At 63.6% G+C, this 14,084-nt stretch carries 14 protein-coding genes; 7 read left to right on the plus strand and 7 right to left on the minus strand.

Translation table 11 applies throughout. The annotated features are described in order from the left end of the window. Positions 1 to 57: 57 nt before the first annotated feature. Entirely contained in the window at positions 58 to 906 is an 849-nt protein-coding gene (locus V9L18_RS02870; RefSeq protein WP_337345677.1) for an SGNH/GDSL hydrolase family protein, read from the minus strand. A 268-nt stretch (positions 907 to 1,174) separates the two neighbouring features. On the opposite strand from V9L18_RS02870, the gene typA reads away from it, so the two are divergent. Further along, positions 1,175 to 3,103, plus strand: a complete 1,929-nt coding sequence (gene typA / locus V9L18_RS02875) for a translational GTPase TypA (RefSeq protein ID WP_337345678.1) — start codon at positions 1,175 to 1,177, stop codon at positions 3,101 to 3,103. Between the two features lie 107 nt (positions 3,104 to 3,210). On the opposite strand, the gene V9L18_RS02880 is transcribed toward typA, so the two are convergent. Further along, positions 3,211 to 3,459: a putative acetyltransferase gene (locus V9L18_RS02880; RefSeq protein WP_337345679.1), complete on the minus strand. Its 249-nt coding sequence runs from the start codon at positions 3,457 to 3,459 to the stop codon at positions 3,211 to 3,213. A 134-nt stretch (positions 3,460 to 3,593) separates the two neighbouring features. On the opposite strand from V9L18_RS02880, the gene fdxA reads away from it, so the two are divergent. The 3 genes from fdxA to V9L18_RS02895 all read left to right on the plus strand — a co-directional run bounded on the left by fdxA (position 3,594) and on the right by V9L18_RS02895 (position 6,594). Continuing rightward, positions 3,594 to 3,920: a ferredoxin gene (gene fdxA, locus V9L18_RS02885; protein ID WP_009356972.1), complete on the plus strand. Its 327-nt coding sequence runs from the start codon at positions 3,594 to 3,596 to the stop codon at positions 3,918 to 3,920. Positions 3,921 to 3,933: 13 nt separating this feature from the next. Then, complete coding sequence (dapC, locus tag V9L18_RS02890) at positions 3,934 to 5,082, plus strand: succinyldiaminopimelate transaminase (protein ID WP_337345680.1); 1,149 nt, start codon at positions 3,934 to 3,936, stop codon at positions 5,080 to 5,082. Positions 5,083 to 5,310: 228 nt separating this feature from the next. Then, positions 5,311 to 6,594: a citrate synthase gene (locus V9L18_RS02895; protein WP_337345681.1), complete on the plus strand. Its 1,284-nt coding sequence runs from the start codon at positions 5,311 to 5,313 to the stop codon at positions 6,592 to 6,594. A 231-nt stretch (positions 6,595 to 6,825) separates the two neighbouring features. Here V9L18_RS02895 and galE read toward each other — a convergent pair whose 3' ends face one another. Continuing rightward, on the minus strand, positions 6,826 to 7,839 hold the full coding sequence (galE, locus tag V9L18_RS02900; protein ID WP_337345682.1) for a UDP-glucose 4-epimerase GalE: 1,014 nt from the start codon (positions 7,837 to 7,839) through the stop codon (positions 6,826 to 6,828). Positions 7,840 to 7,961: 122 nt separating this feature from the next. Here galE and V9L18_RS02905 point away from each other — a divergent pair, with 122 nt between their 5' ends. Both V9L18_RS02905 and V9L18_RS02910 read left to right on the plus strand, forming a co-directional pair. After that, positions 7,962 to 8,606: a TetR/AcrR family transcriptional regulator gene (locus V9L18_RS02905; RefSeq protein WP_337345683.1), complete on the plus strand. Its 645-nt coding sequence runs from the start codon at positions 7,962 to 7,964 to the stop codon at positions 8,604 to 8,606. 68 nt (positions 8,607 to 8,674) lie between these two features. After that, a complete protein-coding gene (locus tag V9L18_RS02910) occupies positions 8,675 to 9,286 on the plus strand; it encodes a hypothetical protein (RefSeq protein WP_337345684.1) in 612 nt (203 codons plus the stop codon). 35 nt (positions 9,287 to 9,321) lie between these two features. Here V9L18_RS02910 and V9L18_RS02915 read toward each other — a convergent pair whose 3' ends face one another. Further along, the gene (locus V9L18_RS02915; protein ID WP_337345685.1) at positions 9,322 to 10,173 is read right to left on the minus strand and encodes a hypothetical protein; all 852 of its coding nucleotides are present in this window, start codon (positions 10,171 to 10,173) and stop codon (positions 9,322 to 9,324) included. A 20-nt stretch (positions 10,174 to 10,193) separates the two neighbouring features. Continuing rightward, positions 10,194 to 11,246 (minus strand): 2,3,4,5-tetrahydropyridine-2,6-dicarboxylate N-succinyltransferase, encoded by a 1,053-nt coding sequence (gene dapD, locus V9L18_RS02920; protein WP_337345686.1) that lies wholly within the window; start codon positions 11,244 to 11,246, stop codon positions 10,194 to 10,196. A gap of 50 nt (positions 11,247 to 11,296) precedes the next feature. Between dapD and dapE the strand changes: the two genes are divergently transcribed. After that, positions 11,297 to 12,433 carry a succinyl-diaminopimelate desuccinylase gene (gene dapE, locus V9L18_RS02925; protein WP_337345687.1) on the plus strand — a complete coding sequence of 379 codons (1,137 nt, stop codon included), beginning with the start codon at positions 11,297 to 11,299 and terminating at the stop codon, positions 12,431 to 12,433. 67 nt (positions 12,434 to 12,500) lie between these two features. Here the strand turns inward: dapE and V9L18_RS02930 are convergent, their stop codons facing one another. Both V9L18_RS02930 and V9L18_RS02935 read right to left on the minus strand, forming a co-directional pair. After that, positions 12,501 to 13,358 carry an amino acid ABC transporter permease gene (locus V9L18_RS02930; RefSeq protein ID WP_337345688.1) on the minus strand — a complete coding sequence of 286 codons (858 nt, stop codon included), beginning with the start codon at positions 13,356 to 13,358 and terminating at the stop codon, positions 12,501 to 12,503. After that, a complete protein-coding gene (locus V9L18_RS02935) occupies positions 13,355 to 14,005 on the minus strand; it encodes an amino acid ABC transporter permease (protein WP_337345689.1) in 651 nt (216 codons plus the stop codon). Before V9L18_RS02935 ends, V9L18_RS02930 begins: the two co-directional genes overlap by 4 nt. Positions 14,006 to 14,084: the final 79 nt, after the last annotated feature.

Genomic DNA, 14,084 nt, shown 5'->3' on the forward strand with positions numbered 1-14,084 from the left:
ACCCAGGCTGCAGATGGAACCGGTACCTGCCTCGGTGCCGGTTCCATCCGGTTAAGGCTATTGGGGAGCAAGCAGGTCATGTTCGGCGACTGCCAGCGAGCCGGTCCCATCGACGGGAGGGGCTGTGATGCCCAGGTCACGAAGCCTGTTCTCCAGAAGGGCACCCAGCGATCGGCGGCCCGAGGCATTCATGTGGACGGCGTCGGCCAGGTCCTTGGTGAGGTTGTACTTGGTCAGCCAGTCGCCAACGCCCACAAACGGCATGCCGTGCCTTGCCGCAACGCTACCCAGGAGGGCGTCCACTTGGCTGCGGCGGCCCCCGCCATAGTTGGCGCCGCGCCCGAGCGTGCCGATCAGGACCTTCCGGACACCCGGGTACCGCTCATTGAGGGCTGCGACCAGGCGGTCCGCGTTGGCCACGATCTGCGCGTCAGTGGCACCCTGGCCGGCGTCGTTGCCGCCGCCCTGGATGACGATGAGCGGGGGAGTCCCATAAGGAAGCAGCCAATCTCCGCGCTGCAGGGCATCGATGTAGTTCCCGGTCTTGCCGTTGGTGGCCACGAAGCCCGTGCCGCCTAGCCCGCAGAAGTGGACCTTGTAACCAATGGCGGCCAGGCCCAGTCGCGGCCAGCCGTCTGCGGGTTCAGACTGGGAGTCCCCGATCAGGAGGGCTGTACGGCTGACGTCGGGGATCACCATTTCGTCCCTGCCGCTGGCCGGGTTCCGATAGATGGTGCCGGCGGGAAGATTTGCCGGGTCAACGCCGCGGGCCACATGCCGTCCGGACCCGGGAGAGTGCACTGTGGACGCAACGGGAGGTGCAGGTGGCTGTCCGCAGCCGCACAGGAGTACGCCTACAGCGATTCCGGATGCGACGAAGCGGGACAGAGCCGAGGCTTTTCGCATCAGTGGTTCTCCGGACGAGCTTGAAGTATCACAGCCATGATGGGCCATCAAGTCAAATAAAGCCAGTGACTTTTCTCACAGAACATCCGTGTCTCTGGCGCTACTGCTGGGGTCCCCAGCCACAGCCAATCTCAAGTTTTTAGGCCAATAAATGGCTCAGCGGCTAGAATGGGGGAAGGTGCCCTGTGCTAATGGGCCAATCCGTCGTGCGTTCCAGTTGGAAATGCGGCGATACTTACAGCTGACCCACTGAATCGAGCCATTACGCATGTCTGAAACCACCACCAACACCGCGGTAGCCACTGCATCGCGCAGTGACCTGCGCAACGTCGCGATTGTGGCCCACGTTGACCACGGCAAGACCACGCTGGTCGATGCCATGCTCAAGCAGACCAACTCCTTTGCCGAGCACAACCACCTCGAAGATCGCGTGATGGACTCCGGTGACCTGGAGCGCGAAAAAGGCATCACCATCTTGGCCAAGAACACCACAGTGGCCTACAACGGGCCGTCCTCCAAGGGCGAGACGATCACCATTAACGTGATCGACACCCCCGGCCACGCCGACTTCGGTGGTGAGGTGGAGCGCGGCCTGTCCATGGTTGACGGCGTCGTCCTGCTTGTTGACGCGTCCGAGGGCCCGCTGCCCCAGACCCGGTTCGTGCTGCGCAAGGCCCTGGCCGCGCACCTGCCCGTCATCCTGCTGGTCAACAAGACCGACCGTCCCGATGCGCGCATCGAGGAAGTCGTCCACGAGTCCATGGACCTGCTCCTGGGCCTCGCCTCTGACCTCGCCGACGAAGTTCCGGACCTTGATCTGGACAAGATCCTCAACGTTCCCGTTGTCTACGCCGCAGCCAAGGTAGGCCGTGCCTCCCTCGAGCAGCCGGCCGACGGCACCGCTCCGGAAAACGAAGACCTGGAGCCGCTGTTCCAGACCATCATCGAGCACATTCCGGCTCCCACGTACAACCCGAATGGTGTACTCCAGGCCCACGTCACCAACCTGGATGCCTCCCCGTTCCTGGGCCGCCTCGCACTGCTGCGTATTTACAACGGCACCCTGCGCAAGGGCCAGACCGTTGCCTGGGCGCGGGCCAACGGCGAACTCAAGAACGTCAAGATCACCGAGCTCCTGGCCACCAAGGCCCTGGACCGCGTTCCCACGGAGTCTGCCGGACCGGGTGAGATTGTCGCTGTGGCAGGCATCGAGGAAATCACCATCGGTGAGACCCTGACCGACGCCGAGAACCCGCAGCCGCTGCCGCTGATCACCGTGGACGATCCCGCGATCTCCATGACCATCGGTATCAACACCTCGCCGCTGGCCGGCAAGGTCAAGGGCGCCAAGGTCACGGCACGCCAGGTGAAGGACCGCCTGGACAAGGAACTGATCGGTAACGTCTCCATCAAGGTTCTGCCCACTGAGCGTCCCGACGCCTGGGAAGTCCAAGGCCGTGGCGAGCTCGCGCTGGCCATCCTCGTTGAGCAGATGCGCCGTGAAGGCTTCGAGCTGACCGTGGGCAAGCCGCAGGTTGTCACCAGGACCATCGATGGCAAGATCCACGAGCCGATGGAACACATGACCATCGACGTGCCGGAAGAGTACCTCGGTGCTGTTACGCAGCTGATGGCCGCCCGCAAGGGCCGCATGACCAACATGGCCAACCACGGCACCGGCTGGTGCCGCATGGAGTTCATCGTTCCCGCCCGTGGCCTGATCGGCTTCCGCACGAAGTTCCTCACGGACACCCGTGGCGCCGGCATCGCGGCCTCCATCTCCGAGGGCTACGAGCCCTGGGCCGGCCCGATCGAGTACCGCACCAACGGTTCCATGATCGCGGACCGCGCCGGCGTTGTAACGCCGTTCGCCATGATCAACCTGCAGGAGCGAGGCTCCTTCTTCGTGAAGCCCACCTCCGAGGTTTACGAGGGCATGATCGTCGGCGAGAACTCCCGCGCAGACGACATGGACGTCAACATCACCAAGGAAAAGAAGCTCACCAACATGCGTGCGGCCTCCTCGGACACCTTCGAGAACCTGACGCCGCCGCGCGACCTGACCCTCGAAGAGTCGCTCGAATTCGCCCGCGAGGACGAGTGCGTTGAGGTAACTCCGGAGTCCATCCGCATCCGCAAGGTCATCCTGGACACCAACGAGCGCGCCAAGGCTAACCGCGCCCGCGCGAAGGTCTAATCACCTAGAGCACATAACTGAAACTGCCGGTACGGCAGGCGGAATTCCCGCCGTCGTACCGGCAGTTTGTTTTTGTGCTTGGACTTCGCCAAATGTTTGGCCGGGATTCAGTCCCGGGCGCGCGCCGGGCGGCGTGGGGGAGCGGGTGGCACTTCCTTGGCAGCCACAACGAGTTCCAAGGGGATCACGACGTCGGCCTGCCGCGTGCGCACGGTGCAGCCGTCGTCGTCGGTGTCCACCAGATGGCCCAGCGCGTCAGTGAGGCCGCCGCCTGCGATCCGGTAGCGGACCACCACCCTGGTCCCGGGCGCTGCACGGGCCAGAAACTCTCGGGGCGTAGGCTGGGTGGGACTCACCAGTTCATACTAGGCGGCCGGCTAGGTTCGCAGGAACGGGCTGGGAGATAATAGGCTCTGAAGTCAACAGTCCGGACCGAGCGCCGGATGCAACTGCCGGCCGTCGCCGGAAACAACGTGGAGAGGCAAGGGACGTGACGTACGTAATCGCGCAGCCGTGTGTAGATGTCAAGGACAAGGCATGTATTGAGGAATGCCCGGTCGACTGCATCTATGAGGGTGAGCGTTCGCTGTACATCCATCCGGATGAGTGCGTCGACTGTGGTGCCTGCGAGCCGGTGTGCCCGGTGGAGGCCATCTATTACGAGGATGACACCCCCGATGAGTGGGCTGACTACTACAAGGCCAACGTGGAATTCTTCGATGACCTTGGGTCGCCCGGCGGTGCCGCCAAGATCGGCAACACGGGCAAGGACCACCCGATGATTGCCGCGCTGCCCCCGCAGAACCAAGACCACTGAGCCGGGTACCCCGGTGACCGCAGCGGTGAACAATTTTGGCCTGAGCCTGCCCGATTACCCGTGGGAGGCCATGGCGCCCTATCTGGCCAGGGCTTCGGAGCATCATGGCGGGGCCGTAAACCTCTCCATTGGAACTCCGGTTGACCCTACTCCGGCGTTGATCCAGGAGGCACTCAAGGCCGCCGCTGACGCACCGGGCTACCCGACCGTCCATGGCACCATCCCGCTGCGGGAAGCCATTGCCGGGTGGTTCGAACGCCGCCGCGGCGTTCCGGGCCTGGACCCGCGGAATGTCATGCCCACCGTCGGGTCCAAGGAACTGGTGGCCTGGCTGCCGCTCCTGCTGGGGCTCCAGCCGGGCGACGTCGTCGTCCGTCCCAAGGTGGCCTACCCTACTTATGACATCGGGGCCACGCTCGCTGGTGTCACGTCGGTGGCCACGGACAACCTCGACGAACTTGATGAAGTGACGCGCTCACGCGTGCGGCTGATCTGGGTGAATTCCCCGGGCAACCCCACCGGAAGCGTCAGGAGTGTTGATTCCCTGAAGGCTCTTGTCGCGCAGGCCAGGGACCTCGGTGCCGTTGTCGCGTCTGATGAATGCTACGCGGAACTCGGCTGGGGTGCCTGGGATGTCCAGCGCGGCGGTGAGCCGGTACCCAGCGTCCTGGATCCACGCGTCGCAGGTGGGTCCCATGAAGGCCTGCTGGCCGTGTACTCCCTGAGTAAGCAGTCCAATATTGCTGGCTACCGTGCTGCTTTCGTAGCAGGCGATGCGGACATCATGGCCAACCTGGTTAACAGCCGAAAGCACGCGGGCATGATTGTGCCCTACCCCGTGCAGGAAGCCATGCGCGTGGCATTGGGTGACGACGCCCACGTCCTGGCCCAGAAGGACCTTTACCGCGGACGCCGGGAACGGCTGGTGCCTGCGCTGCTGCAGTTTGGCCTGGAGATCAAAGAATCCGAGGCGGGGCTGTACCTATGGTCCACCGCCGGCGAGAGCACGTGGGAGACTGTGGGCCGTCTTGCGGACCGCGGCATCGTGGTGGGGCCTGGCGTCTTCTATGGCGATGCGGGCAACGGGTTTGTACGCGTTGCCCTGACGGGAAGCGATGAACGCATCGACGCGGCCGTGTCGAGGCTTGCGGCAGCTCCGTAACAATGATGTGACTCGCGCCACAAGATAGGCATTTTAGGGCATTTTCGAACGACGCCGATTAGTGACACCCGCCAAGGGGCTGTACTTTTTAAGTGACTATCAATGGTGGCTTTCTACAAGAAGGCAGCCCGGGTGTTGGAATCCTGGATGTACAGGGACAGTGCACGGCTCACCGGATGTTGGATCAAGCTTTCGACAGAGGCCCAGACGCCTCATGAAGGGGACTCCATGACTGAGACCAACAGCGCAACCCTGCTCCACGCAGGAGGCGAGCTAAAGCTCCCGCGCATCCAGGTTATTGAAGGAAACGAAGGTTACGACGTTTCCAAACTGCTGAAGCAGACGGGCGCAGTCACCTTTGACCCCGGCTTCATGAACACCGCGGCTACCACCTCGGCGATCACCTACATCGATGGCGATGCGGGCATCCTGCGTTACCGCGGATACCCCATCGAGCAGCTGGCGCAGCACTCCAGCTTCCTCGAGGTCTCCTACCTGCTGATCTACGGAAACCTGCCCAGCGCCACGGAGCTGGAAGAGTTCGACCAGAAGATCCGCCGCCACACCCTGCTGCACGAAGAGCTGAAGGGCTTCTTCAGCGGGTTCCCGCGGGATGCCCACCCGATGCCTGTACTGTCATCGGCCGTGTCAGCGCTGTCCACGTTTTACCAGGACTCCCTGGACCCGTTCAACGCCGAGCAGGTGGAAGTCTCCACCATCCGCCTCATGGCCAAGATGCCGGTCATCGCTGCCTACGCGCACAAGAAGTCCATCGGCCAGCCCATGCTGTACCCGGACAACTCCCACAACCTCGTCGAGAACTTCATGCGCCTGAGCTTCGGCCTCCCCGCCGAGCAGTATGAAGTGGACCCGGTCATCGCCAAGGCGCTGGATCTCCTCCTGATCCTGCACGCTGACCACGAACAGAACTGTTCCACCTCCACGGTGCGCTTGGTTGGTTCCTCCAACGCCAACCTCTTTGCATCGGTATCGGCAGGCATCAATGCCCTCTTCGGCCCGGCCCACGGTGGCGCGAACGAAGCAGTGCTGAAGATGCTCCGCCAGATCCAGGCCGACGGCACCAAGCCCGAGGACTACATGGAGAAGGTCAAGAACAAGGAAGACGGCGTCCGCCTGATGGGCTTCGGACACCGCGTCTACAAGAACTACGATCCGCGAGCCAAGATCGTCAAGGCAACAGCCCACGAGATCCTCAGCAAGCTTGGCGGCAACGACGAACTGCTGGACATCGCCATGCGCCTGGAAGAGAAGGCGCTCAATGATGATTACTTCATCCAGCGCAAGCTCTACCCGAACGTGGACTTCTACACCGGCCTCATCTACAAGGCCATGGGCTTCCCCGAGAAGATGTTCACGGTGCTCTTCGCGATCGGCCGCCTGCCGGGCTGGATCGCGCAGTGGCGTGAAATGATCAGCGACCCCAACACCAAGATCGGCCGCCCGCGCCAGCTGTACATCGGCGAGCCCGAGCGCGATTACCCGGTCCGCTGACGCCACCGGCTCCTACAGAATAACGACGGCGGCCGCCCACCTTCCCAAGGTGGGCGGCCGCCGTCGTTCATGGCCCCAAAGCTACCGCTCGCTGCCTTTCCCGCAGCCAGATTGCGTCACTTTTGAGCGGCCGGCGAAACGGAAAGCCCGGTATTCCGCTGAACCCAATTCTCGGGTCAGCTAAGAGTCACGCATTTGCGTTGCCCGTGGCCGCTTTTTGTACCTTAGATGCTAGGAGTTGTAACCCTGGGGGTTGTTTTTCTGCCAGCGCCAGTGGTCTTCGCACATCTGGTCGATAGTTTTGGTGGTGGACCAGCTGAGGTCGGCCAGGGCTGAGTGGGGGTCGGCCCAGAACGCTGGGAGGTCGCCGGCCCGGCGGCCGGTGATCTCGTAGGGGATGGGCTGGCCCACGGCTTTTTCGAAGGAGCGCAGGACTTCCAGGACGGAGGAGCCCTTGCCGGAGCCGAGGTTCCAGCGGAACACTCCGGCGCGGTCCGCGACGTGGTTCAGCGCAGCGACGTGGCCTTCGGCGAGGTCGACGACGTGGATGTAGTCCCGCAGGCAGGTTCCGTCGGGAGTGTCGTAGTCGCCGCCGAAGACCATGAGCTTTTCGCGGCGCCCCACGGCCACCTGGGCGATGAACGGAACCAGGTTGTTGGGGATGCCCTGGGGGTCCTCGCCGATGCGGCCGGAGGGGTGTGCGCCGACGGGGTTGAAGTAGCGAAGCAGGGCGATGTGCCAGCGGGGATCGGCGTCGCCGAGGTCAGAGAGGATGTCCTCGATCTGTTCCTTGGTCCGGCCGTAGGGGTTGTTGGCGCCGATTTCCATTTTCTCGACGTAGGGGATGGGGTTGTGTTCGCCGTACACGGTGGCCGAGGAGCTGAAAACGAGCGAGCGGACGTCGTGGCGGTCCATGACCCGGATGAGGTTCAGGGTGCCCACGAGGTTGTTGTAGTAGTACTTGAGGGGTTCGCGGACTGATTCCCCTACCGCTTTCAGGCCGGCGAAGTGGATGACGGCGTCAATCCCGCTCTTGGCGAACACGCCTTCGACGGCTGCCTCGTCCACCAGATCCACGTTATGGAATTCGGCCGTTTTTCCGCTGAGCTCTGCAACCCTGCGCAGGGACTCCTCGCTGGAGTTAACCAGGTTGTCGATCACCACTACGTCATGGCCGGCTTCCTGCAGGGATAAAACAGTGTGGGAGCCGATGTACCCGGTGCCACCAGTGACCAGAATTTTCATGCCTCAACGCTATCCCACTTCATGCCCCGCGCGCCCGGTCATTCCGGATGCCGGTCATGGACCGGTCCGGAAGTAGCGCAGCGGGATTACGCTTATAAAGCACAACTGTGTTAAAAAGAGGAGTGCCTAAAATCGTGGACGCCGAAGCCCGGCGTGGGGAAGTTGTCGACGCCGTTTTCCGAATCATTGCCGTAGATGGCCTGGAGCGTGCGTCGCTCCGCGAGGTCGCCGATGAGGCCGGGCTCGCCGTCGGCTCCGTCCGGCACTATTTTGCGAGCAGCGAGGAACTGCTGGGCTACTCGTTTGCCGCCGTCATTGACCGGATCATCTTCCGTGTCTCCCGTGCGCTGGACACGGTGGAACAACACACAGCTGGCACGGTGGAACACCACGAGGCCGTATTAACACTGCTGTGTGAACTGTTGCCGCTGGACGAAGAGCGCGCCGTGGATGCCTGCGTCTGGATGGCTTTCAAGAACGCAGCCCGCATCCGGCCTTTCCTGGCTGCCGAGGCCGACCGGAGCCACCGCGGGGTGGCTGCCGTGGTGGGCCGGCTGGTCACGGACCTCGTGCCGGATGATGGCAACGGGCAGCAGTCACTGGTCATCGAAGCCGAAAGGCTCCTTGCCACCATTGACGGCCTGTGCATGCACGCGCTGCTGCAGCCCGAGTGGATGACCGCACAGATGTGCCGGGACGTCCTGGAGCGCCATATCGCGGGCATGTCCGCTGGTCAGGCCGTTAACGTCAGGCAGCTTCGGGAATAGACTGGGAGCCGGGGGAAGCAGATCCGGAACACAAAGCCGGTACAGCGCACGCCACGGGAGGAATAGGGATGCATCACACAGGCGGTTCCGGCTGGCAGATAACCATGGACACGTCAGGTCCCATGATGATCGCCCTGTACGTGCGAGATGCCGCCGGACTGGACGGGGCCGGCCGTCCCGCCCTGTCCCATGCCGCCCCAAAGATCCGCCATGCGGACCACTCCCATCTCACTGCCGAAGTGGGTGGGCTTAGTGCACTCAAGACGGAGTGGGAAGCCTGGTGGGACCAGTTGCTCAAGTCCTATCCCCAGATGTCGCCGGAGCTGACGCCGCCCACCTTTGAGGCCTTCGGCAACTCCCCGGCGCTGCAGCGTGTCCTGCAGGCGCACTTCGGGGCCGCCCTGACGTGGGCACGGGAGCGCCGCAGCGAATATGCCGAGTTGGAGGCGGAAAGGGTGGCCAGCGGCTCCGACCAGTTGCTCGATGACATGGTCGATGACCGCCTCATGGAAATTGGCAGGGGTTCCCGGGACTTCAACCTGACCATTATTGAACTGCCCCTGAACGAGCAACGGGCGTGGTACCTGGAACCGGACAAGATCATCATGAGCCACGAGCTGATGTCCCAGCCCGAGCTCTTCCGCAGTTACGTCCAGCCAGTTGTGGAAATGCTCGTCTGAGCACGTCCTGCTAAAACCTCGGCCGCCGGAGGAGCTTAGCTGTCGATGGGAGGCGAGACGGTTATCCGTACCTGGCTGTCGGCGGCATCGGAGACCTGCCATCCGTCGTCTCCGCGGCTCCAGCTTCGCCCGGCAACCTCCACATTGATGACTGCAAGGCCCTTGGCGTTGGCAACGGCCCAATGGGCCACCGACCACGCCCGGGCGCCGCTTGCCTCAATGGTCAGCGTCTGCGCCTCCGCCGTGGTGTCCAGGGCGCCATAAGCCTGGGACAACTCGGCGGCCACTCGGGCGGGGTCGCCCGGAGCGTCAGGGGAGCGCAGCGTGCAGTTCACCGCTTCCGGCGACTGGCCCGTCAGTCCGGAGGCGAAGTACCGGCCCATTTCCTCATGCTGGGCATATGCGTCGGGGTATGCGGAGCGTTGCACCCGTTGGGCGGCGTCGGTGATTTCCAGGGATTCGTAGCCCGGTACCTTGACCAGTGCGTCGTAGAACGCGTTGGCCGCGTAGTAGGGGTCCATGATCTGTGCCTCCGTCCCCCATCCCTGGGACGGTCTCTGCTGGAACAGCCCCCGCGAATCCGGACCGGCCTGGTCACCGTGGCCGATGTTGCGCAGTTTGGATTCCTGCATGGCAGTGGCCAGGGCGATGCTTGCGGCGCGCGGCGGAAGCCCGCGCTGGACCGCGACGGCGGTGATCAGGGACGCGTTGACCGCCTGGTCAGTAGCGAGTTCCGCCGTCTGGGAGCCAACCACGGCTGTGCAGCGCTCTGAGACCAGGGTCTCGGAGCGCTGCAGAAACGAAACAGCCGTGTAAACCCCGCCTCCTACCAGTGCCAGAGTGAGGAGCAGCACCACAGGTCGCCGGAGGCCACGTTTACGTGCCACTGAAGGATGAGGTGCGGGGCTCAGTTGGCGTGCAGGGCGTTGTTGAGTTCCACGGTCTGGCCCTTGCGGGGGAGGACCTCCACAGCGCCTGTGGTGGAGTTGCGCCGGAACAGGAGGTTGGGAACACCGGACAACTCAACGGCCTTGACCACTTTCGTGGTGTCCTCACCGTCGGCGTCCTTCGGGCCGATCACGCGAACGCGCGTGCCGGCAGTGACGTAGAGGCCGGCTTCCACCACAGAGTCATCGCCGATGCTGATTCCGACGCCGGAGTTGGCGCCCAGCAGCACGCGCTCGCCAATGGCGATCTTTTCCTTGCCGCCGCCGGACAGGGTTCCCATGATGGACGCGCCGCCTCCGACGTCGCTGCCGTCACCGGCGACTACACCGGCGGAGATACGGCCTTCCACCATCGAGGTCCCCAGCGTGCCGGCGTTGAAGTTCACAAAGCCCTCGTGCATCACCGTGGTTCCTTCGGCGAGGTGGGCACCGAGGCGGACGCGGTCGGCGTCGGCGATCCTGACTCCGGTGGGTACCACGTAGTCCACCATGCGCGGGAATTTGTCGACGCCGAAAACGGTGACGGCGCCGCGCTTGCGCAGCTTGGCGCGGGTCAGTTCGAAGCCTTCCACGGCGGCGGGGCCGAAATTGGTCCAGACGACGTTGGGGAGTTTGCCGAAGACGCCATCAAGGTTGATGGTGTTGGGCTTCACGAGGCGGTGCGACAGCAGGTGCAGGCGCAGGTACGCGTCAGCTGTGTCTGCCGGTGCCTCATCCAGGTTTATCTGGACGAAAACCACTTTCTGCTCGGTTCCACGGTCGGCGTCGGCCCCGTTCTTCGCGATTTCAGTCAGGATAGGGTCAGCGTTTTCGACGGCCCGCAGGCTCTCCGCGGCCACGCCAAGGGCGGGGGCCGGGAACCAGACATCCAGGACGGTGGCGTTGGCATTTTCCACGCCGTTTTCGTCACCAGGGGCGGTGGCGATGGTGGCAACTCCGAAGCCATAGGCGGAGCGGGCATCAACGGTTGCGTTCTGGTTTTCGGGCACGGCAGAAGTAGCGGTCTCAGTCATGGGCCCAGTCTATCGAGAGCCGGACCCCCGGTTCGAACTAGACTGGCTTCGTGACTGCCGAAACTGCTCCTGACGCTTCCATCCTGCCGCTCGACGTCCACCAGGACGTTGCCCTCCTCACCGCCGCCATCATGGACATCAACAGTGTCTCCGGCAACGAGACGGAGTTGGCCGACGCCGTTGAGGCCGCCCTGCTAGCCATCCCGGAACTGCACGTGGTGCGCGACGGCGACTCCTTGATTGCACGCACGGAATTGGGTCGGCCGGAACGGGTCATCCTTGCCGGTCACCTGGACACCGTTCCGCTGCCAACCACCGAGGGCGCGCGTGGCACTGTCCCGTCGAGCTGGGAGTCCGGTATTCCGGGCGAAGGGGCCCTGTATGGACGCGGAGCCACGGACATGAAGGGCGGCGTTGCGGTCCAGCTGGCCCTGGCAGCCACCATGTTCGACGGCGGCGCGGTACCCAGTCGCGATGTCACCTTTGTCTTCTACGACCACGAGGAAGTGGAAGCGGTCAAGAGCGGGCTGGGCCGCTTGGTCCGCAATTACGGCGGGCTCCTGGGTGGCGATTTTGCCATCCTCCTGGAGCCAACCCACGGAACGGTGGAGGGCGGGTGCAACGGGACCAGCCGTTTTGAGGCCACTACGGTGGGGGAGGCAGCGCATTCCGCCCGCGCCTGGATGGGCAAGAACGCCATCCACGCCGTGGCCCCGATCCTGGCCAGGCTGGCTGCCTACGAACCACAGACCGTCAACGTTGATGGACTGGACTACCGGGAGAGCCTCAACGCCGTGAAGATCAACGGAGGCACGGCAGGCAATGTCATTCCGGACCGCTGCGTGGTGGAGATCAACTACCGCTTCGCCCCTGACAAGACGCCTGACCAGGCGGAGGCCCACGTGCGCGAACTGCTCGAAGGCTTCGACGTCGTGCGCACCGATGCTGCCGCGGGCGCGCGTCCCGGCCTGAATCATCCCGCTGCCGCGTCCTTCGTAGCCGCCGTCGGGGCCGAGCCGAAACCCAAATACGGGTGGACCGACGTCGCACGCTTCAGCGAACTCGGCATCTCGGCCGTGAACTTCGGGCCGGGTGACCCGCTGCTGGCGCACAAGGACAACGAACACGTTGACGCGGACGCCATCCGCGAATGCCTGCGCGCACTGCGGAGCTGGCTGGCTGCCTAGTCCGCAATGCAAAAAGGGTCCGCAGCCAGCTGGCTGCGGACCCTTTCTGCACGCTGGAGGAAGCAGCCTACTTGGGTTCGCGTACCTCGGGAAGTTCCGGGGCGACGACGGCGGTTGGCGCCTTGGCCACCCCACCCGCGGCTTTCTTGGAACCACGGCGCTCGATCCAGACCGCGATCCGGGACACGCAGATGTTGATCGCGATGTAGATGGCGGCAGCTACGAAGAAGATCGGGAACAGGAACGCGTTGCCAAGGAAGTCCGCCATGACCTGGACTGCGCGCAGGAGCTCGCCGTAGGCCACGATGTAGCCAAGCGACGTGTCCTTTAGGAGTACCACCAGTTGGGCCACCAGAGATGGCATCATCCGGCGGACAGCCTGTGGCAGTTCGATCAGCATGCGGGACTGGAAGCTGGTGAGCCCGATGGTCAGGCCCGCCTCCCTCTGGCCCTTGGGCAGCGACTGAATACCGGCCCGGATGATTTCACCGAAGATCGCGGCGTTGTACAGGACAAGCCCGGCAATCACGGCAACGAAGGAGCTTGTGCCGAAAACCAGCAGCACGAAGAGCATCATGAGGACAACGGGCATCCCGCGCAGGAACTCAAGGACTATCCGCGTGGGTATCCGGATCCAGTCAACGAGTGAGATCCGGAGCAGGCAAAGCATCAGCCCGAGCGGAAACGCGATCACTGCGGCGATCGCAGCGGCACTGAGCGTGGCCCCGATACCGCTTGCGAGCAGTGTCCAGACGTCGGCGCGGGTGAAGATTGCCCAGCGCCGTCCTTCAAAGATGCCCTGCTGCGTGAGGGTCATGACAATCCATGCGAGCAGGCCAAGGATGAGGACGGTTCCAATGACGGAACCGATCAGGGAGACCCGGCGTGCCTTGGGGCCGGGAACGTCGTAGAGAACTGATGTCATCGGGCAATCGCCACCTTTCGTTCCACCGTGCTGGCCAGGATGCCCAGCGGAACGGTGAGGAGCAGATAGAAGAACGCCACGCCGAGAAGCACGGCCATGACCTGGTCGCCGTTGGCGTTAGCCATCTGGCGGCCGTAGCCGAAAAGTTCGAGTACAAAGAACGCGCCGGCGACCGAGGAGTTCTTCACGAGGGCAATCAGGATGTTGATCAGCGGCGGGATCACCGTCCGAAGGGCCTGCGGCAGGATGATGAAAGAGAGCACCTGCCCGAACTTCATGCCGATACTGCGCGCGGCCTCTGCCTGGCCGACCGGCACACTGTTGACGCCGGAGCGCACGGCTTCGGCGATGAAAGCCGCAGTGTAGGCGCTGAGGGCGATGATAGCGGCGACTTCGAACTGCTGGAAGGTCACCCCGAGCCGCGGCAGGACTACTGCGGCGAAAAAGAAGGCAATGGTCAGCGGCGTGTTCCGGAGGACCTCCACGTACACGGTGCTGAAGCCGCGCAACGCCGCAACGGGGGAGACCCGGGCGGCAGCCAGGAGGGTTCCGACTATCAGGGCGATGATCCCGGAGACGACAGACAGGAAAAGAGTGCGGAGAAGGCCTTCCCAATACAGGGGGAGGTTTTCAATGATGACTTCCATAGGATCCTTCGGCTCTGGGCGTAGGCGGTCGAAAAAGAGGTGGCGGCTTCCGGGGGATCAGCTGTGCAATAACATCCCC

Origin of the sequence: Pseudarthrobacter sp. CCNWLW217 (genome assembly GCF_037203985.1) — a bacterium.
In the GTDB taxonomy this organism is placed as follows: domain Bacteria; phylum Actinomycetota; class Actinomycetes; order Actinomycetales; family Micrococcaceae; genus Arthrobacter.

Bases quoted from the DNA above. Each gene is read 5' to 3' on its own strand.
- V9L18_RS02870 (WP_337345677.1), bottom strand. From the start codon at position 906: ATGCGAAAAGCCTCGGCTCTGTCCCGCTTCGTCGCATCCGGAATCGCT.
- typA (WP_337345678.1), top strand. From the start codon at position 1,175: ATGTCTGAAACCACCACCAACACCGCGGTAGCCACTGCATCGCGCAGT.
- V9L18_RS02895 (WP_337345681.1), top strand. From the start codon at position 5,311: ATGACTGAGACCAACAGCGCAACCCTGCTCCACGCAGGAGGCGAGCTA.
- galE (WP_337345682.1), bottom strand. From the start codon at position 7,839: ATGAAAATTCTGGTCACTGGTGGCACCGGGTACATCGGCTCCCACACT.
- V9L18_RS02910 (WP_337345684.1), top strand. From the start codon at position 8,675: ATGCATCACACAGGCGGTTCCGGCTGGCAGATAACCATGGACACGTCA.
- dapD (WP_337345686.1), bottom strand. From the start codon at position 11,246: ATGACTGAGACCGCTACTTCTGCCGTGCCCGAAAACCAGAACGCAACC.
- V9L18_RS02930 (WP_337345688.1), bottom strand. From the start codon at position 13,358: ATGACATCAGTTCTCTACGACGTTCCCGGCCCCAAGGCACGCCGGGTC.
- V9L18_RS02935 (WP_337345689.1), bottom strand. From the start codon at position 14,005: ATGGAAGTCATCATTGAAAACCTCCCCCTGTATTGGGAAGGCCTTCTC.